This window comes from [Actinomadura] parvosata subsp. kistnae (assembly GCF_900323885.1).
GTDB lineage: Bacteria > Actinomycetota > Actinomycetes > Streptosporangiales > Streptosporangiaceae > Nonomuraea > Nonomuraea composti.
The window spans coordinates 1,361,466-1,380,073 of record NZ_OOHJ01000022.1 but is presented as its reverse complement, the minus strand read 5'-3'; the positions used below and the strand labels follow the sequence as shown (position 1 = coordinate 1,380,073).

Here is an 18,608-nt window from a genome sequence, read left to right as displayed (position 1 = left end):
CCAGCCGTTCTCTTCCGAAGCAGGCCTCTCCTTTCGAATGTGTGCGTCGCTTTCCGTCGCCGTCCAGTTGTCCGGCAGGTAATTGACCGCTTGTTGCCGCATTTTTCGGTGGTTAAAAATATCGTGGGAATGGCTTATTCATTCCTTTCTGGTCCTCCGGCCCGGCCTGGCTACCGTGAGAAGCGAGGAGAAAGGGGAGCCTCATGGGAAACGTCGTCGACTACGTCTCCGTCGCCTCCCTCGACCGGTGCGATCAGCACCTCACCGAGGCCGAGCTCGCCCGCCTGGAGGAGCTGACGGCCGCGGCCGGGGATGAGGAGGGGTAGACCAGCCCGCCGCGCGCGCTGCCCGGTGGAGCGGGAGGTGCCGCTCGCCGAGGCCGGCCGGCGCTCGGTGGCGGCACTCGCCGCGCTGGGCCTGCGGGCGCGGCTCGTGGACGTGGGCGGCGGCCGTGATCCGGCCGCCTGGTGGTGCGGGCTGCTCGACGGGACGGGCTCGGCGCCGGTCGCGTCCGGGATGGGCAAGGGCGCCCTCGACGAGGCCCGCCTCGGCGCGCTGTTCGAGGCCATCGAGCACCACCTGACCGGCCCCGCCTGCTTCGACCCGGACGCCGTGGAGCCCGCCGCTCCGGCCGCGCTCGCCGCCGGTCCGCTGCGCGCGGACGCCTGCGCCCCGCTGCTGGCCCCCATGCCCGGACGGCGGATGGCCTGCCGGCGATACCGCGCCCTCGACGGCGGGGACGACGCTCTCGTGCCGCTGTTCCTGTCCGCGCCCTGGTACCTGGAGGCCGGGGCCGCGCCGCTGCGCGAGCGGGCCGGCGACGACAGCGACTACACCCACCTCATGCGGTACAGCTGCAACAGCGGCTCGGCCGTCGGCGTCACCGCCGCCGAGGCGGTGCTGCACGCACTCAACGAGACGATCGAGCGCGACGCCCTGTCCCTGCTGCTGGTCCGGGCCTTCCTGTGCGGGCGCCCGTTCCGGCCCAGGCTCGTCGACCCCGGGACGCTGCCGGGGCCCGCCGCCAGGGCGTACGCGGTGGCGGCGGAACTGACCGGATCCCCGGTGCACCTGCTGGACATCACCACCGACCTCGGGGCGCCGAGCATGCTGGCGTACACGGCCCCCGCCTGCGGCCGCCCGCACCGGCGCGGCACCGGCACCTCCCTGAGCCCCGCCCATGCCGCCTGGCGCGCCCTCACCGAGCTCGTCCAGACCACCCTGGGCGAGGAGCTAGGAGGGGGCTCACGCGGCGATCAGGCGGCGCCGGCCGCCTACCCCGCCCTGGCGGCCTGCGGGCGGTTCGAGCTCACCGAGGTGCTGCGCCGGGGGCGCGTGGTGCCCCTCCCCGACGGCGGGCCGGTGATGGCGGCGCCCGGGGCGCAGCTACGGGCGGTGTGCGCGATGCTGGCGGCGCGGGGGTTGCGGGTCTACGCGCGGACGGTGCGGGCCGTGCCGGGGTGCGTGGTCGCCGTGCACGTCATGGTGCCGGGCCTGGAGCGTTTCATGCTCATTACCGACGGAAATCTCGTCGTTCCCGGGCCGAGGGCGTCCCGGGCGGTCCGGTGAGTTTCCGGATCGCTGTCGCACGCTTGGCGTTCCACTGGACGACGGGGACCGGTTTTGCCGCAGGCGTGCATGTGCCGACCCTTTCTGGGGGGCCATTCTTCACATACTGGAATTATGTCTGGACAATATGCGCACCGGAAGTCGCGCGCGGTCGGGGTGCTCTTCTGGGGTCTCCTGCTTCTCGCCATGGGCGTCGGACTTCTCGCCGTCTCGGGACGCTTGTCCGCTCAGAACGGGCTAGTGGTGGGATTCGCCACGTTCGTGGCGACGGTCACCAGCGTGGTCACGCTCGGCAGCGGCGTGCGCCAGCTCCTGTCCTGGTGGCGCGAGCACCGCGCGCCGGCCCGCGCTCCCACCTCCGCCGACATCGACACCGCGAAGGACATTCTCGCCGGCCTGGTGTCCGAGCAGTGGCGCGAGGAGACGGTCCTGCGCTCGCTGGGCGACCCGGAACCGATGCCGCTGCCCTGGCGGTCCACGGAACGGCGCGAGCTCGTCGACCATCCGGGGATCATCGCCAAGGGCGCCGTCGCCTTCCCCGGCCTGCCGATGCACATCAAGGACATGGCGTGCGGGTTCCGGGCCCTGCCCTGCCGGCGGCTGGTCATCCTGGGCGGGCCGGGCACCGGGAAGACGACCCTGGCCGTGCAACTGCTCCTCGAACTGCTGCGCACCCGGGAGCCGGGCGAGCGCGTCCCGGTGCTCGTCTCGGCCGCCCGCTGGGACGAGCGGGTCCACCCGCGGCTGCAGGACTGGCTGGCCGCGTTCCTGGCGATGGACTATCCCGCGTTGCGCGCGGAGGCGCTCGGCCCCGGCATCCCCGAGGCGCTGGCGGCCCGCGGCGAGCTGCTGCCCGTCATCGACGGCCTGGACGAGTTGCCCGACCACGCCCGTACCGACATGCTGCGCGCGCTGAACCGTTCCCTGTGCGAGAACGACGAGCTCATCCTCACCTGCCGCACGGAGCAGTTCGCCGAGTCGGTCGACGAGCTCGGCGACGTCCTGACGGCGTCGGCGGTCATCGAGCCGCAACCCATGGACGCCGTCGCCGCGGCCGACTACCTGGAGGCGTGCCTGCCCCCGGTGCCGCGTCCCGCCTGGTCGCAGGTGCTGCACGCGCTGCGCACGGGCGCCGCCCCCGCCCTGGCCCAGGTGACCTCGACGTCCCTGGGGCTGTGGCTGGTCCGCGTGACCTACATCGCCACCCGCGCCGATCCGGCGCCGCTGCTGGAGTACGGGAAGGGCAGCGCCGCCGAGCTGCACGACCACCTGTGCGACGAGCTCATCCCCGCCCTGGTCAGCGCCCGCCCACCGGCCGACGGCCCCGCGCAGCCCTTCCGCCCGCAGCACGCGTGGACGCCGGAGCAGGTGGACCGCTGGCTGACGTACCTGTGCCGCGAGCTGTCCGCGAGCGAGGTGGACACGCGGGACCTGGCGTGGTGGCACCTGGCCCGCCACATCTCCACCTGGCCGGTGCGGTGGGGCAGCGGCATCGCGGTCGGGGCCGTGGTGGCCCTGGTCTGCGCCGTCCTGGGCGGCGTCCCGGTCGTCGGCGTGGGGTTCGGCGTGCTGTCGATGCTGCTGATCGTGCTCACGACCGGCTCCTGGTTCAGGGAGGCGCCGGGGCACGCGGACTTCCATCTGCGTGGCATGATCCTCGGCCTGGTCAAGGCGCTGCCCGCGGGGATCCTCGTCGGCGTCCTGGGCGCGGTCATCGGGTGGCTGACGGGCACGCTGCTGCGGGACCCGCACATGGGCATGACGGCCGCGAGACAGGTCGGGCTGCTGTCGGGCATCGGGTTCGTCGTCGTGCTCAGCCTGGTCCAGTGGGTCGAGCGGCCGGCCACGGACGCCAGCGCGCGCTCTCCGCGCTCGACCTGGCTGGCCGACCGCAACCTGACGGCCATCAGGATCGCCGGCGGGCTCGCGGTCGGCGTCATCGGGGCGTTCGTCGTGTGGGGGACGGGGCTCAGCTTCCCTGTGGGCCTCGCGTGCGGCCTGGTGGGCGTGCTGATCGGGCTGCTGGTGGGCCGCCACCACGCCTGGCTGGCCTACAACCTCACCGTGCCGCGCCTGGCCACCAGGGGCAGCCTGCCGCTGCGGGCGATGAACTTCCTGGACGACGCGCACCGCCTCGGCCTGCTGCGTACGGAGGGGCCGTACTACCAGTTCCGGCACGTCGAGCTGCAGGAGCACCTGGCCCGCCAGCTCGCGGAGAAGAAGCATCGGCACCGGGAGCCGGTACCGCTCGCCTGAGCCCTGTTGGGGGGCATTTCACCGCGGCTTGGCCGCCGGTGGAACCGGCCAGGGCACTGTTCCCGAGGGGGCCGGAGGACCGAGGGGAGGAGAAGGCCATGGGTGAGAGATACAGCGTGCTGCGCGACATGAGCGGCGTGCGCACGGCGAGTCCGCTGGAGTCGGCGCGGGCGGGCGGCCCCGTGCCGCCGCAGGCGCCGGCCGCCGGCAGCGAGCCGCACGTGGAGGTGGCCGAGCTCAGCAAGCACGAGCTGCGCGACGTCGCACGCGATCCGGAGGTACGGGCGGTGGCGCCGGTCATGCCCACCACGCTCGTCCAGCCGATCGAGGACGCGGCCGACGGGCGGGCGGAGGCCGAAGCGGCCGCCGCCGCGGCGACGTGGGGTGTCAAGGCCGTGGGCGCCGACGTCACGACGAGGACGGGAGCGGACACGATCGTGGCCGTCCTCGACACCGGCATCGACTCCGCCCACCCCGCCTTCACCGGGGTAACCCTCATCCAGGAGGACTTCAGCGGCTCGGGCGTGGGCGACAAGCAGGGGCACGGCACGCACTGCGCGGGCACGATCTTCGGCCGGGCGGTCGAGGGCACGCGCATCGGCGTCGCCCCGGGCGTGACCCGGGCGCTGATCGGCAAGGTGCTCGCCGACGACGGGAGCGGCGACACCGAAGCGCTGCTGCGCGGCCTGGAGTGGGCGCTGCACCAGGGCGCCCAGGTGATCTCGATGTCCCTGGGGTTCGACTTCCCCGGCATGGTGCAGCGGCTGACCGACATGGGGCGGCAGCCCAGGTTCGCCACGTCGCTGGCGCTGGAGGCGTACCGGGCGAACCTGCGGCTCTTCGACGCGCTCATGCGGATGGTGGCGGCGCGCTCGGCGGTCGGGCCCGGCACCGTGGTCGTGGCGGCGGCGGGGAACGAGAGCGAGCGGCAGAACGGGCCGGACTTCGAGATCGCCGTGTCGCTGCCGGCCGCGGCGGAGGGCGTCATCGCGGTGGGCGCGCTGGCGCAGTCGCCCACGGGCAACGGGCTGGTCGTGGCGCCGTTCTCCAACACCTTCCCGCAGATCAGCGCGCCCGGCGTGGGCGTGGTCTCGGCGCGGAACGGGGGCGGCCTGCGTTCGCTGAGCGGCACGAGCATGGCCACGCCGCACGTCGCGGGCGTGGCGGCGCTGTGGTGGGAGGAGGTGATGAGGTCGCCGCTGCCGGCGAGCGCGTCCACCGTCGTCGCGCGCCTGCTGGCCGGTGCGGTGGTCAGCCCCCTGGCCTCCGGCGTGGACGTGGCCGACCGGGGCGTCGGGCTGGTGCGCGCCCCGTGATCGCCGGGCGTTCCGCGGGCCGGTCGTTCCCCGTCCGGGGTGCGTGCTGAGGTCAACTCTCTGGCACAAGTGCGCAAAGCGCCATATAACCTCTCCTGCATGACCGGATCCCTGCTCGAGGTGATCGCGCTCGACGTGCGCGACGCCGTGGCCGCCGAACAGGGCGGAGCCGACCGCCTGGAGATCGTGGCAGACATGGCGGCCGACGGGCTGACGCCCGCACCGGAGACGGTCGCCGCCATCGCCGCCGAGTGCCCCCTGCCCCAGATGGTGATGCTGCGCTGCGACGCCGGCTTCGCCGCCGACCCCGACGTCGTCGAGCGGCTCAGCCGCGACGCCAAGGAGCTGAAGCAGGCGGGTGCGGCCGGGTTCGTCTTCGGCTTCCTCGATGGTGCGGGGGCGGTGGACCTGACCGCCACGGAGGCGCTCATCCACGCGGTCTCGCCGCTGCCGTGGACGTTCCACCGCGCCGTGGACCACGCCGCCGACGTCCAGGCCGCCTGGCGGGCCGTGCGGCTGCTGCCGAACCTCGCCACCGTGCTCACCTCCGGCGCGCCCACCGGCGTCGGCGACGGCCTGCCCGTGCTGAAGGCGCGCGCCGACGCCGGCGACGGCTCCATCGTGCTCGCCGGCGGCGGCCTGCGGCCCGCGCACGTGCCGGCCCTGCTCGACTACGGCATCCGCGCCTTCCACGTCGGCTCGGCGGTGCGGGCGAGCTGGTCGGACCCGGTCGAGTGGCGCCTGGTCCGCCAGTGGCGCGCCCTCGTCGAACGCGACTGAGCGCGCGTCACGGCAGGGCGGCGTCCGCGCGGCGCAGGGCCGCGGCCAGGGTGCGGATCGTGGCCGGCTCGTCCATCACGCCGCCCCCGGCCGAGCGCCGCTCCTCCCAGGCCAGCACCCGCTCCCGGTAGGAGTCGTAGCGCGCCAGGTGGAAGGCGTAGACGGTGGCGAACCGGCTCACCAGGTGCGACGGATGCATGTCCCAGCCCTGGTAGAAGCCGTGCCGCAACGAGTGGCGGACCAGCTCGGCGTGCCGCCGCCACAGCCCGTGCACGTCGCCCGCGCGATCGGAGGCGGGCGCGGCGGCCAGCGACCCGTCCGACAGCTCCACCCCCGTGCCCGCGAACGCCGTCTGCATGACGTGCCGCGCGTGGTCGCAGGCCGGATGGTCGAGCCGCTGCTCGTGCGGCGGCAGCCCCAGCGCGGCCGTGTAGTCGAAGACGCCGAAGTGCGCCGCCGCCAGCCGCCCGCCCAGCGACTCGTTCAGGTCGCCGCGCAGGAACGGCAGCGTCTGCGGCGCCTCCACCTGCATCTCGAACCGCAGCCGGACCCCGAGCTCCGCCTCCAGCTCGCCCAGCACCTGCGCGAACTGCCCGAGATAGCCCTCCATGAGCACCTTGGGGAAGGTCACCGTGAACCCGCCGGGCAACTCGCCCACCCGCTCCACCACCCCCGCCAGGAACAGGTGGAGCGTGCGCACCGACCGCGCCGGGTCCCCGTCGGCGAACGACTTCACCCGCGGCCCCCAGCGGCGCGGCAGCGCCCCGGCGGCGTGCAGCGCGGCGACCGCCTCGACGGCCTGCGCCACGTGGCCGTCCTCGACGGGGCCCGGCCGCACGCCGTAGCCGTCCTCGAAGTCGACGCGCAGGTCCTCCACCGGCTCGGTCGACAGCTTGCGCAGGACCATCTCGTGCACCACGCCGGCCAGCCCGGACGGCACGTCGAACACCTCGGCCACCTCGTCGGGGCCCGCCAGGTGCGCCTTGAGCAGCGACAGCGCCCGCTCGCCCCACTCGGCGACCGTGCGGGCGGAGAAGCGGTCGGCCGGCACGTACACGGTGTGGACCGGCTGCCAGCCCGGCCCCTGCTCGGGGTAGCGGGCCTGCTGCAGCCGGTACGTCTCCGCGAAGCCCCCAGGAACGGAGGGCTCAGGGACGGAAGGCACGGAGCATGGCCTCCAGACCGACGAGCTTGACGCGTTCGCCGCGGTCGAGCGAGCGGGCGAGCTCCGCCTCGGCCGCCTCGATGGCCAGCCAGTCGTCGTAGCTCACCGGCCGGACCCCGCGCTCGGCCAGCAGCGTGTCGATGCCGCCCGAGCCGGCCCGCGCGCCGCCGTCGAGGTCGGCGAGCAGGGTGCGGACGGTCTCCGCCGCGTCGGACTTGTTGGTGCCGATCACCCCGGTCGGCCCGCGCTTGAGCCAGCCCGCGACGTACTCGCGGTCGCGCACGCGCCCGGCCTCGTTCGGCACCGTCATCGTCTTCTCGGAGAAGGGCACGCCGGGCAGCGGGACGCTCTGGTAGCCGACCGAGCGCAGCACCATGCCGACCGGCAGCGTCTCGAACTGGCCGGTGCCGACCACGCGGCCGTCCTCCGCCAGGCGGGTGCGTTCGAGCTTCAGCCCCTCGACCCGCTCCGTGCCGAGGATCTCGACGGGCCGCAGCCAGAAGCGCACGTCGAGGCGGCGCGGCCGGCCGACCGGCTCGCGGGCCGCCCACTCCCGCACGACCTTGATGTTGCCCTGCACCTGGCGCGGGAAGTCGCCGCCGAGGACGGCGGCCTCGTCGGGGCGCACGCACACGTCGGCGTTGGCCAGCTCGCCCAGCTCGCGCAGCTCCTTGAGGGTGAACTTGGCATGCTCGGGCCCGCGCCGCCCCACCATGTGGATGGCCTTCACCTCGCTCTCGCCGAGCCGCTGCAGCGCCTCGTGCGGCACGTCGGTGGAGCGCAGCTCGTCGGCGGCCTTGGCCAGCATGCGGACGACGTCCACGGCGACGTTCCCGACCCCGATCACGGCCACCTCGGAGGTGTCGAGCGTGAACCGGCCAGGATCGACGTCGGGGTGGCCGCAGTACCAGTTGACGAAGTCGGTCGCGGCCACACTGCCCGGAAGGTCCTCCCCGGGGATGCCGAGCCTCCTGTCGACCATCGCGCCCGTGCAGTAGACGACCGCGTCGTAGAGGCCGAGCAGGTCTTCGACCGACACGTCCCGGCCGAGCGTGACGCCGCCGAGGAAGCGCACCTCCGGCAGCTCCAGCACCTTGCGCAGATAGTTCGCGATCGACTTGATCGAGGTGTGGTCGGGCGCCACGCCGTACCGGACCAGCCCGTACGGGGTCGGCAGTCGCTCGATCACATCGACCGCGACCGGCTCCGACGACTGCTTGACCAGTGCCTCGGCCGTGTAGATCCCGGCAGGGCCCGACCCGATGACCGCCACGTGCAACGTCACGCCGCCTCCCTACGCCGGTTTACGAGTGACCCGTCCCACCAGATGTAACCGGCCAGTGTGATCGATGTATCCCCGGTCGCCGGTGCGGATGAACCCGTCCTTGGCGAACACCGCATGATCGGTGCTCCTGCCAACGTAACCGCTCATGACCGCTTCCGAGCGGAGCAGCACCTCACCGTGATCCCCGGCAGGCAGGGCGCGGCCCTCGGCGTCCCTGATCGAGACGTTCACGCTGCCGCGCGGCCTGCCCACGCTGAACTCCGCGTCCTCGTCCGGGTCGTCGGGACGCGTGCCGAGCCCCAGACCGGCTTCCGTGCAGATGTAGCGGTTGCAGACAGGCACGCCGTACCTGGTGCGCAACGTCCTGATCAGCGCCGGCGTGGCGGGGGCGCCGCTGGACAGGATGAGCGACAGCTCCGGCAGCTCCTCGCGCAGGTCGAGGATGCGGGAGAGCTGGTGCGGGGTGCCCTGCAACACCCCGATCTTGTGCTCGCGCAGCACCCGCAGCACCGCGTCGGGCGTCCACTCGGCCACGACGTGGCAGGTACGCCCCGTCTGCAGGATCACGGGCAGCCGGGTGGCGAACCCGAGCTGCCCCAGCGGATGCGGCACCAGCCTGGCGTCGCCCGTGCCCCACCGCAGCCCGGCGCCGTGCGCGCGGATCGCCTCCAGCTGCCGGTTGCCGAACACCACGCCCTTCGGCGGCCCCGTCCTGCCCGACGTGAACGTGATCACGACCGGCCGGGCGGGATCCGGCGGGAACGGCGGCGGGGGCGGCTCGGGCCGGCGCAGGCCCGTGAGCCGGACCGGGTCGTACAGGTGCGGCGAGCGGCGGCCACGGTCGATGGGCAGCGTCACCACGTCCAGCCCGGACAGCGGCGGCAGCACGCTCGGCGCGGTGATCACGATCGCCGGGTCGAGGCCGGTCAGCAGGCCCAGCCGCTCGACGCCGATGCCCGCCGTGACCGCGCCGATCTTCGCCGCCGCCAGGTAGCAGATCACGAACTCGGGCCCGTCGGGCAGCGCCAGCACCACGACGTCGCCGATGCGGGTGCCGCGATGGGCGAGCCCGGCGGCGACCTGGTCGGAGAAGCGGTCGAGGTCGGCGAAGGACAGCGAGGCGGAGCCGGTGACGACGGCCGCGCGCCCCCCGAACCTGCGTGCGGCCTCACCGGCGAGCAGGCGCAGCATGGCGGCTCCTGGGCGAAGGGCCTGCCTCCCACGCTACGCCTGGTGCTGCCGCAGGGCGACCTTGTCCACCTTGCCGTTGGCGTTGGTCGGCAGCGCGTCGAGCACGACGATCCGCCGGGGCACCTTGTAGCCGGACATGTTGGCGCGCGCCCACGCCAGCAGCGCCTCCGGGTCGGCCGCCGCCCCCGGCCGGGGCACGACGTACGCCAGGCCCGACTCGCCGGACGACGGGTCCGGCACGCCCACGACCGCGGCCTGCGCCAGCGAGCCCTCCCGCAGCAGCAGCGACTCGACCTCGGCGGGGGAGACGTTGAACCCGTTGACGATGTAGAGGTCCTTCTTGCGGTCCACGATGGCCAGGTTGCCCGCCTCGTCCAGCACGCCGACGTCGCCGGTGTGCAGCCAGCCGTCGCCGTCGACCACCTCGGCCGTGCGCTCGGGCTCGCCCCAGTAGCCGCGCATCACGCCGTAGCCGCGCTGCAGGATCTCGCCGCGCTCGCCGGGCGCGACCTCCTTGCCGTCGTCGTCCACGATCTTCACCTCGATGCCCGGGACGGGCCGGCCGGTGGTGTTCGCGATCACGTCGATGGGGTCGCCCGCCCTGGTCATGGAGACGACCGTGCCCTCCATGAGCCCGTACGCGTTGATCATGCGCTCCAGCCCGACCCGCTCGACCAGCCGCGTGATCATGGCGGCAGGGACGGCGGCGGCCCCGCAGATGGCCACCCGCAGCGACGACACGTCCCAGGAGCGCCCGGGATCGCGGTCCAGCTCGTCCAGCAGCCGGTGGAACAGCGTGGGCGGCCCGGCCAGCACCGTGGCCCGCTCCTCGGAGATGAGCGACATCAGCGCGTCCGGGGTGAAGACCGGGACCGGGATCATCGTGGCCCGGCGCAGCACGCAGGCCACCAGCCCCGCGTTCAGCCCGAACCCGTGGCTGAACGGCGCGATCACCGGGTAGCGGTCGTGCTCGTCCAGGGTGACGATCTCCGACCAGTCCCAGTAGCCGCGCAGCACCTGCGAGTGGTCGATCATCACGCCCTTGGGGGTGCCGGTGGTGCCGGAGGTGGACATGATCTCGCACAGGTCGTCCGGACGGACGGCGAGCGCCCGCTCCTCGGCCGCGCGGGCAGGGACCCGCGCGCCGAGCGCGGCCAGCCCGGGGCCGTCCGGCGTGACGACGTGCCGCAGCTCGGGCAGCGGCCCGGGAAGGGGCGCCGGGGCCGGGCCCGCGCCGGTGACCAGCACCTTCGCGCCGGTCTTCGCGAGGAGCTGCGCCGCCTCGATCCCCTTGAAGCGCGGCGACAGCGGCACGAGCACCGCGCCCGCGTCCCAGATCCCGAACGCGTGCCCCACCCAGTACGGCGAGTTCACCCCCCACAGGGCCACCCGGTCACCGGGCTCCACCCCGAGCGCCATGAGACCGCGGGCGACCCCGGCCGCGTAGGCGCGCAGCCCGGCCGGCGTGAGCCGCGGGCCGGTGGGATCGGCCACCACGACGTCGCCGGGATGGCGCTCGGCCTGGTCACGCAGCATGCGGGGGAGCGTCCCCCAGTCCGGCATCGATCCCATCGGCAGCCCCTTCTCAGGTGATGAGCGCCCGGTCCCTTCCGAGGTGGTGGCCGCGCAGGTCGTTCACGACGCCGGGGGAGGGGGTCTCGGCGACGTCCTGGGCGATCTCCACCGCGACCGACACGGGGGTCAGCGCCCGCACCGCCTGCTCGATCCGCGCCTTCCACATGGGGTTGCCGATCAGGCTGCGCCGCGCGAACGCCACCGTGAGCACCGCCGTGTCCAGCGTCCCCTGCCGGCTGATCGCCAGCTCCCACCCGGCCACGCCGTCGACGCGGGCCAGCGCCCTGTCGATGCGCGGCAGCGCCAGCCACACGCCCCTGACGAGCACGTGCTCGCCGACCGTGTGCGCGGGCGCCGGGATCGCTCCGGCCGCCGCCGGCGCGGCCACCAGGCCCGTCCTGAGCACGGCGTCACCGAGCGTCGAGTGCCCGGACGGGGTGACGACCAGCTCGGCCGGCCCGTCGCCCGTCGCCGGGACGTCCTTGTCCAGCGCCGCCAGCCCCAGCAGGCCGTCCGCGAGCGGGCGCAGCGGCTCCTCCTCGGCCCTTCGCCAGGCCAGCGCGCCGCCGCTGAACGGGCTGGCCAGCACCTCCGTCACCGTGGCCCCGAACTCGGCCGCCAGGTGCCCCAGCGTGCGCTTGGAGGCGATCTCGCCGGTCAGCACGATGCTCCTGAGCCCGAGGTCCAGCGGGTCCAGCAGGAACTCCAGGTGCAGGCGGGACAGCAGGTCCATCGCGCCCGTCGGGGTCGCGACCAGCGTCGTGGCCCTGAGCGTGCTCAGCGCGTGGTGCAGCCGCATCCGCCCGCGCGGCCCCACGCGGGCCGCCGCCCCCGCCACGTCCGCCGCCGCGGCCGCCCACAACGCGCCGGCCGGCTCGGCCAGGGCCACCACGACCCGATCGTCCTCGCCGACCCCCGCCTCCCGCAGCGCCGCCCCCGTCAGCCCCACCACGTCCGAACGGTCGGCGGGGGACAGCGGGAAGACGCTGGACACGTCGGGGGAGACCAGCAGCAGCCCGGTCGCGGTGCCCGCGGCAGCCCCGAGGTCGTCACGGGTCAGCCAGCGGGCCATCAGCGCATCACGTCCTTCATGAACAGCGAGATCGACGCGCACACCCGCTCGTGCGCCAGGCCGCCCACCTGCGCCTGGATGATCAGGTCCGTCGCGCCCGCCTCGGCGATCCTGGCCAGGGCCTTGCGCGAGCCCTCCACGTCGTCCACGACCACCATTAGGTGCTCGCGGAGCGTGGCCATCGCCTCCTCGGGCGGCAGCCCGGCGGCGAGCTGCCCGAGCACGCGGTGGGTGGCGTGGCGGGCGTCGTAGTAGTCGGGCGGGGTGACGAGGTTGACCTGGCGGCGGATGTACCACAGCACGGGGTCGGCGGCCGTGGCGGCGGCCTCCTCGCGGGTGGGGGCCACGTACCAGGGGATCATCAGCGCGACCCGCCGGCCGGCCGGGTCGAAGCCGTGCTCCGCCAGACACTCCCGATACTTCGCGATGTCGGCGGCCACGTCGTCGATGCCCTTGAGCATCGTCATGCCGAGCAGGTTGTACCCGTGCCTCGCGGCGGCCAGATAACCCTCCAGCGAGGTCGAGGCCACCCAGACCGGAGGATGGGGCCGCTGCGCCGGGCGCGGGTAGACGGCCACGTCGGGGATCTCGAAGAACTCGTTCGAGCGGCTGACCGGCTCCCCGTCGGCCTCCCAGATGGCCAGCGTGGCCTCCAGCGAGTCCTCCCAGATCTGCCGCGACTTCTCGAACGGGCGCTGGAACGCCTGGTACTCCAGCGGCGACGCGCCCCGGCCCGTGCCGAACTCGACCCGGCCGCCGCTCAGGATGTCGAGCGTGGCGACGCGCTCGGCCGTACGGATCGGGGACTGGAACGGCAGCAGCACCACCCCGAGCCCCAGGCGGATGCGCTCGGTGCGCTGCGAGATGGCGGCCAGGACCAGATCGGGGGCGGAGGAGTGGGAGAAACCCCTGGTGAAGTGGTGCTCCACGAACCAGGCGGCCTCGCAGCCGAGCCGGTCGCCGAGGACGACCTGGTCGATCACGTTCTGGAACGCCTGCTGCTCGACCTCGCGGGTGCGACCGCGGACCTCCAGCTCATACCCCAGGCTGATCCGTAGGGACGACGTCATCGCGCCTCCGGCGAAGTAGGAAACCAAGCGCTCGCTTGGTAGAGCGTATCAGCGGCAAAGACTTGCGGGAAGGGCGCGGCGGCGATCAGAGTGGATGCTCGTGAAGCGAAAGCACGCGTTGCGGCGGCCGAAGAACGGCCCGTCGTCCCCCGACCCCGGCGACGAGCTCTCGCTCACCAGCGCACGCCGCTACGAAGCGTTCGGCCGCGTCATGGCCGCCCTCGCCTCCGAGGCCGACTTCATCGAATCCTGCCGCGACCTGACGTGGTGGCGCGGCTCCGACCACAGCTGGCACATCGAATGGCGCGACGGGCCGTACGCCTCGGAAGTGGCCGCCCTCCTGGCCGACCAGGTCCGCGACCCCGACTACGACGGCCCCCTCGTCACCCAGGCCGGGCCCGGCAACGACGGCTCGGCCGTGCTCGACGTCATGGGCGTCCGCTTCGAGCTGCGCGCCATCGACCCGATGGGCCGGGCCGGCGTCCGCGCCCGCCCGGGCTTCTGGCGCCTGGCCGAAGCCCTCGACACCACCCGCCGCACCAACACCCGCCACCCCTGGGAAGAACTCCTCGGCGGCTGACCCCACCCGGGCCCCGCCTGCCTTCTCCGCCCTCGCGCCTGCGCCTCATCTCCGCGCCCGTGGCCTCACGCCCGTGCCGGCGCTTTACACGCGCCCTACCGTCGTGCACCTGCGACTCCACGCCCCGCCTCGCCCCTCGCATCCGCGGCCCCGGGCCTCCCACCCACGCCAGCGCCCTCGTGCGCCTTGCCCCGCGCCCTGCCTCGTGCGCCTGCGCCTCGCGGTTCGCCTTCGAGTCCCCCGCCTCCTGGCCCCATGCCGACGCCTCAGCCTGCTCCGCCCCCACCCACGGCCGCTCGCCCGTGCTGGCGCTTCACGCGCGCCTGCGACTTCACGCCCCGCCTCCCCTCACACCTGCGCCCCGCGCACCGGCGTCCCCCCGAAGGACCTCAGCCGGAGTGCGGTGCGGGGGCGAGGACGTAGGGGGCGAGGCGGGCGCGGTGGGCGTGTGGGGGGCCGAAGAGCTGGGCGTCCGAGGTGGCCCGTTTGAAGTACCGGTGCGCGGGGTGCTCCCACGTGATCCCGATCCCCCCGTGCACCTGGATGTTCTCCCCGGCCACCGTCAGGTACGCCTCCGTGCAGTACGACCCCGCCACGGCCGCCGCCACCCAGTCGCGCGCCGCCGCCCCCGCCGCCGATCGGGCGGATTCGACGAGCAGCAGCAGGTCGGCCAGCTTGTGTTTGATCGCCTGGAAGGATCCGATCGGCCGGCCGAACTGGTGCCGGCTCTTGGCGTGCGAAACGGCCATGTCCAGGCACCGCTGCGCCCCGCCCACCTGCTCGGCCGCCAGCGCCGCGATCCCGAGGTCCCGTACGCGCTCCCACGCGGCCCCGTCACCCAGCCGCCGCACCGGGACGTGGTCGAAGTGGAGCCGCTGCAGGGGCCGGCTCTCGTCCATGGTCACGTACTGCGTCCGCGCGGTGGGCACGGCCTCGACGAGCGCCCCGCCGGCGTAGGCGAGCACCAGCTCCCCGTCCATCGCGTACGGCACCACCCCGGTGAGCACGTCACCGTCGAGCCGGAGCGACCCGTCGCCGGGCAGCACCACGGCGGCGCTCGTCCCGCCGGCCAGCGCCTCCAGCAGCTCGTCGGCCCCGCACGCGGAGGCCGCCGAGGCGGCCATGACCGCCGACTGGAGGAACGGATGGGGTGACAGGACGCGGCCCAGCTCCTCGGCGACGGCCGCCATCTCGGCGGCCCCGCACCCGGCGCCCCCGTGCTTCTCGGGCACGAGCAGCCCGGCGATCCCGACGTCCCGCGCGAAGTCCTGCCAGGACGCGTCCGGACGTCCGGCGAGATAGGCGCGGACGGCGGCGCGGAGTTCATCGGCGAGTGCCACGCGACAGATCATAACCAAGCGATTGCTTGTTTTAGTACGGACATGACCGAAATTTGCCTTTTTTGTAGGGTCACATAATCTGGATGTGGTCATCCCCAAACGATTCCGGGGGAGGGGTTGACCAGGGAAATGAACATGAACAACACCACCATCGACTACGCCGACTTCGCCGAATACGACCGGCGTCAGCGCGCCATCGAATGCCATTTGATCACGGCCTTCCTGGGCGGCCTGGCCGTCGGCTTGATCGGCATGCTCATTTCCGGAAACGCCCCCGCCTGGCTCGGCCAGATCTACGACCCGTACGCCTATCTCGCCCTCTCCCTGACCGTCGGCGCGACCGCGTCGGGGTTCGGCTGGGCACTGCTGACGACGTTCCTCGCGGCGGTCTCCACGCTCGTCGCCGCGATGGGCGCGGGCGCGCTGCGCGGCGACGACGCCTTCGACGTGATCGGCGGCAGCGCCGCCGGGCTCAACTGGACGCTCGCCCTGCTCGTGGGGCTCGGCCTGCTCGCGTACACCACCCGCAGGGACGACGGCTGGGGCGACGTCGCCGCGGGCGCGGTCGGCGCCGCGCTGATCGCGGACGTGGTGGACCGGGCGACGCCCGGGTTCATCGACAGCGAGCAGTCGTTCTGGCCGGGGCCCGCGGTGGTGGTCGGGCTGGCGGCCGTGGCGCTGGTGCTGGGGCTGCGCAGGAACGCCCGCGCCCGGGTGCGCGCGCTGGCGGTGTCGGCGGTGTTCTCGGGCGTGTTCACCGTCTGCCTGGCCGCGTTCGTGGCGGGCTGGATCCCCCTGGCCGTGTGAGGCCCGCCCGGGGATCGCCCGGATAAGCCTGAGCGCGACGCGCCTCCGACTCGATAGCCTGTAGACCTCTGGAGAGCTCTGAAAGGGCTCTGTAGTCCTCCACATCCGGGTTCGAGCAAGGAGTAGCCGTGTTGCTGCGCATGTCGTCGTTGTTTCTTCGCACCCTGCGGGACGACCCGGCAGACGCGGAAGTGCCGAGCCACAAGCTCCTCGTCCGCGCCGGCTACGTCCGCCGTGTCGCGCCCGGAATCTACTCCTGGCTGCCCCTCGGCAAAATGGTCCTGGAGAACGTCACAAAGATCGTTCGCGAGGAAATGAACCGCATGGGCGGCCAGGAAGTGCTCTTCCCCGCCCTGCTGCCCCGCGAATACTACGAGGCCACCGGCCGCTGGACCGAATACGGCGACACCCTCTTCCGCCTCCAAGACCGTAAGGGCGCCGACTATCTCCTCGGCCCCACGCACGAGGAGCTCTTCACCGAGATGGTCAAGAGCGAATACTCCTCGTACAAGGACTATCCGGTGACCCTCTACCAGATCCAGACCAAATACCGCGACGAGGCGCGGCCCAGGGCCGGCATCCTGCGCGGCCGCGAGTTCCTGATGAAGGACTCCTACTCCTTCGACCTCGACGACGACGGCCTCAAGCGCTCCTATGAGCAGCACCGCGAGACCTACATCCGCACGTTCGACCGCCTCGGCATCACCTACAAGATCGTGTTCGCCACGTCGGGCGCGATGGGCGGCTCCGCGTCCGAGGAGTTCCTCGCCCCCACCCCCACCGGCGAAGACACGTTCGTCGCCTGCCACTCCTGCGGCTACGCCGCCAACGCCGAGGCCGTCGTCACGCCCGCCCCCGCCGCGCGGTCGTACGACGACCTGCCCGCGCTCCAGGTGCTCGACACCCCGACACCCCGACCATCGACACCCTCGTCTCGTACGTCAACGAGCACCACGGCCTGTCCATCACCGCTGCCGACACCCTCAAGAACGTCGTCGTCAAGGTCAGCACGCCCGGCTCCGACAAGGTCGAGACGCTGGTCATAGGCGTGCCCGGCGACCGCGAGGTCGACTTCAAGCGCCTGGAGGCGTCCCTGGCGCCCGGCGAGCCCGCCATCTTCGAGGCCGCCGACTTCGCCAAGCACCCCGGCCTCGTCCGCGGCTACATCGGCCCGCAGGTCCTGCGCGAGCTCGGCATCCGCTACCTCGTCGACCCCCGCGTCGTCACCGGCACCTCCTGGGTGACCGGCGCCAACGAGCCCGGCAAGCACGCCGCCAACGTCGTCGCCGGCCGCGACTTCACCCCCGACGGCACCATCGAGGCCGCCGAGGTACGCGCCGGCGACCCCTGCCCCCGCTGCGGCGCCGAGCTGTCCATCGACCGCGGCATCGAGATCGGCCACATCTTCCAGCTCGGCCGCAAGTACGCCGACGCCGCCGGCCTCGACGCGCTCGGCCCCGACGGCAAGCCCATCCGCGTCACCATGGGCTCCTACGGCATCGGCGTCTCCCGCGCCGTGGCCGTCATCGCCGAGCAGGCCCACGACGCGCTCGGGCTCGTGTGGCCGCGCGAGGTCGCGCCCGCCGACGTCCACATCGTCGGCACCGGCAAGGAGAACCAGATCGAGGCCGCCCTTGAGCTGGGGGCCGAGCTGGAGTCCCGCGGCCTGCGCGTCCTCGTGGACGACCGGCCGCAGGTCTCGCCCGGCGTCAAGTTCAAGGACGCCGAACTGCTCGGCCTGCCCACCATCGTGGTCGTGGGGCGCGGGCTGTCGCAGGGCGTCGTGGAGCTGCGCGACCGCGTCACGGGCGAGAAGCAGGAGATCCCCCTCGCCGAGGCCGCCGACCGCGTCCTCGCCGCCGTCAACGCCTGACCGGGCCCTCCCCTACGGAGGGCCCACCCCGCCAGCGCTCGCCTGCCGGACCCACGTGCGCGCGGCTCGGCACCCATACGCCCAGCCACGGCTTGCGCGGGCGGCTCAGCAGGCGATGGCCCCCCACGCACACGCGCCGGTGCCGCACCTGCGGGCAGGCGGGGCGTGCTTGGACGCGGCGTGCGTGAGGTGGCGCTGAGGCGGAGCGGCGCGGAAGGTGGCGCTGAGGCGCGGCGGCGTGCGTGGTGCGGCGTCGCGCGCCTGCTCCAGCGTGCGTCGCCCTCCGCGATGCCTGCGCGGCACAGGCCGCAGGGCGGTGCAGCCGGTGGGCGTGCGGCCCTCAGGGCGGTGCGGCTTGCGGGGCGGTGCGTGAGGTGGTGCTGAGGCGCGGCGGCGTGCGTGGTGCGGCGACGGGGTGCGGCGTCGCACCGCCTGCTCCAGCGTGCCTCTGGTTTGGCGTGCGTCGCCTTTGCGATTCCTGCATGGCACAGGCCGCAGGGCGGTGCAGCCGGTGGGCATGCGGCCCTCAGGGGCGCTGCGGCCCACGGCCGGTGCGGCTCGCGGGGCGGTGCGGCTCGCGGGCGGTGCGTGAGGTGGTGCTGAGGCGCGGCGGCGTGCGTGGTGCAGCGACGGGGTGCGGCGTCGCACCGCCTGCTCCAGCGTGCCTCTGGTTTGGCGTGCGTCGCCTTTCGCGGTTCCTGCATGGCACAGGCTGCGGGGCGGTGCGGC

The 18,608-nt window shown here is 73.5% G+C and carries 14 protein-coding genes and 1 pseudogene; 8 read left to right on the top strand and 7 right to left on the bottom strand.

Features of this window, described 5'->3' with window-relative positions; genetic code table 11:
- The first annotated feature begins 203 nt into the window (after positions 1-203).
- The 5 genes from KIS93_RS67960 (at position 204) to KIS93_RS48955 (ending at position 5,921) form a co-directional block, all read left to right on the top strand.
- Positions 204-326: a hypothetical protein gene (locus tag KIS93_RS67960; RefSeq protein WP_268966889.1), complete on the top strand. Its 123-nt coding sequence runs from the start codon at positions 204-206 to the stop codon at positions 324-326.
- A gap of 37 nt (positions 327-363) precedes the next feature.
- A complete protein-coding gene (locus tag KIS93_RS48970; RefSeq protein WP_186404861.1) occupies positions 364-1,569 on the top strand; it encodes a YcaO-like family protein in 1,206 nt (401 codons plus the stop codon).
- Positions 1,570-1,812: 243 nt separating this feature from the next.
- On the top strand, positions 1,813-3,825 hold the full coding sequence (locus tag KIS93_RS48965) for an NACHT domain-containing protein (protein WP_186404860.1): 2,013 nt from the start codon (positions 1,813-1,815) through the stop codon (positions 3,823-3,825).
- Between the two features lie 98 nt (positions 3,826-3,923).
- A complete protein-coding gene (locus KIS93_RS48960) occupies positions 3,924-5,141 on the top strand; it encodes a S8 family peptidase (RefSeq protein WP_080042114.1) in 1,218 nt (405 codons plus the stop codon).
- A 99-nt stretch (positions 5,142-5,240) separates the two neighbouring features.
- Entirely contained in the window at positions 5,241-5,921 is a 681-nt protein-coding gene (locus KIS93_RS48955) for a copper homeostasis protein CutC (protein WP_080042113.1), read from the top strand.
- 7 nt (positions 5,922-5,928) lie between these two features.
- On the opposite strand, the gene KIS93_RS48950 is transcribed toward KIS93_RS48955, so the two are convergent.
- The 6 genes from KIS93_RS48950 to KIS93_RS48925 are packed head-to-tail and all read right to left on the bottom strand — an operon-like array spanning position 5,929 to position 13,279.
- Entirely contained in the window at positions 5,929-7,086 is a 1,158-nt protein-coding gene (locus KIS93_RS48950) for a DUF6986 family protein (protein WP_080042112.1), read from the bottom strand.
- Entirely contained in the window at positions 7,070-8,371 is a 1,302-nt protein-coding gene (locus KIS93_RS48945; protein ID WP_230465513.1) for an FAD-dependent oxidoreductase, read from the bottom strand. The genes KIS93_RS48950 and KIS93_RS48945 overlap by 17 nt, the downstream gene beginning before the upstream one ends.
- A 9-nt stretch (positions 8,372-8,380) precedes the next feature.
- Positions 8,381-9,562 carry a class I adenylate-forming enzyme family protein gene (locus KIS93_RS48940; RefSeq protein ID WP_080042111.1) on the bottom strand — a complete coding sequence of 394 codons (1,182 nt, stop codon included), beginning with the start codon at positions 9,560-9,562 and terminating at the stop codon, positions 8,381-8,383.
- 33 nt (positions 9,563-9,595) lie between these two features.
- Positions 9,596-11,134, bottom strand: coding sequence for an AMP-binding protein (locus KIS93_RS48935; protein ID WP_230465512.1), 1,539 nt, complete (start codon positions 11,132-11,134; stop codon positions 9,596-9,598).
- Between the two features lie 13 nt (positions 11,135-11,147).
- On the bottom strand, positions 11,148-12,209 hold the full coding sequence (locus KIS93_RS48930) for a hypothetical protein (RefSeq protein WP_080042110.1): 1,062 nt from the start codon (positions 12,207-12,209) through the stop codon (positions 11,148-11,150).
- Positions 12,209-13,279: an LLM class flavin-dependent oxidoreductase gene (locus KIS93_RS48925; protein WP_080042109.1), complete on the bottom strand. Its 1,071-nt coding sequence runs from the start codon at positions 13,277-13,279 to the stop codon at positions 12,209-12,211. The genes KIS93_RS48930 and KIS93_RS48925 overlap by 1 nt, the downstream gene beginning before the upstream one ends.
- Before the next feature lie 94 nt (positions 13,280-13,373).
- On the opposite strand from KIS93_RS48925, the gene KIS93_RS48920 reads away from it, so the two are divergent.
- A complete protein-coding gene (locus KIS93_RS48920) occupies positions 13,374-13,859 on the top strand; it encodes a hypothetical protein (RefSeq protein WP_080042108.1) in 486 nt (161 codons plus the stop codon).
- Between the two features lie 389 nt (positions 13,860-14,248).
- On the opposite strand, the gene KIS93_RS48915 is transcribed toward KIS93_RS48920, so the two are convergent.
- Complete coding sequence (locus KIS93_RS48915) at positions 14,249-15,199, bottom strand: acyl-CoA dehydrogenase family protein (protein ID WP_155128408.1); 951 nt, start codon at positions 15,197-15,199, stop codon at positions 14,249-14,251.
- 135 nt (positions 15,200-15,334) lie between these two features.
- On the opposite strand from KIS93_RS48915, the gene KIS93_RS48910 reads away from it, so the two are divergent.
- Positions 15,335-16,006: a hypothetical protein gene (locus tag KIS93_RS48910; RefSeq protein WP_080042105.1), complete on the top strand. Its 672-nt coding sequence runs from the start codon at positions 15,335-15,337 to the stop codon at positions 16,004-16,006.
- Positions 16,007-16,134: 128 nt separating this feature from the next.
- Positions 16,135-17,879 (top strand): annotated as a pseudogene (locus KIS93_RS48905) (proline--tRNA ligase).
- The last annotated feature ends 729 nt before the right edge of the window (positions 17,880-18,608 follow it).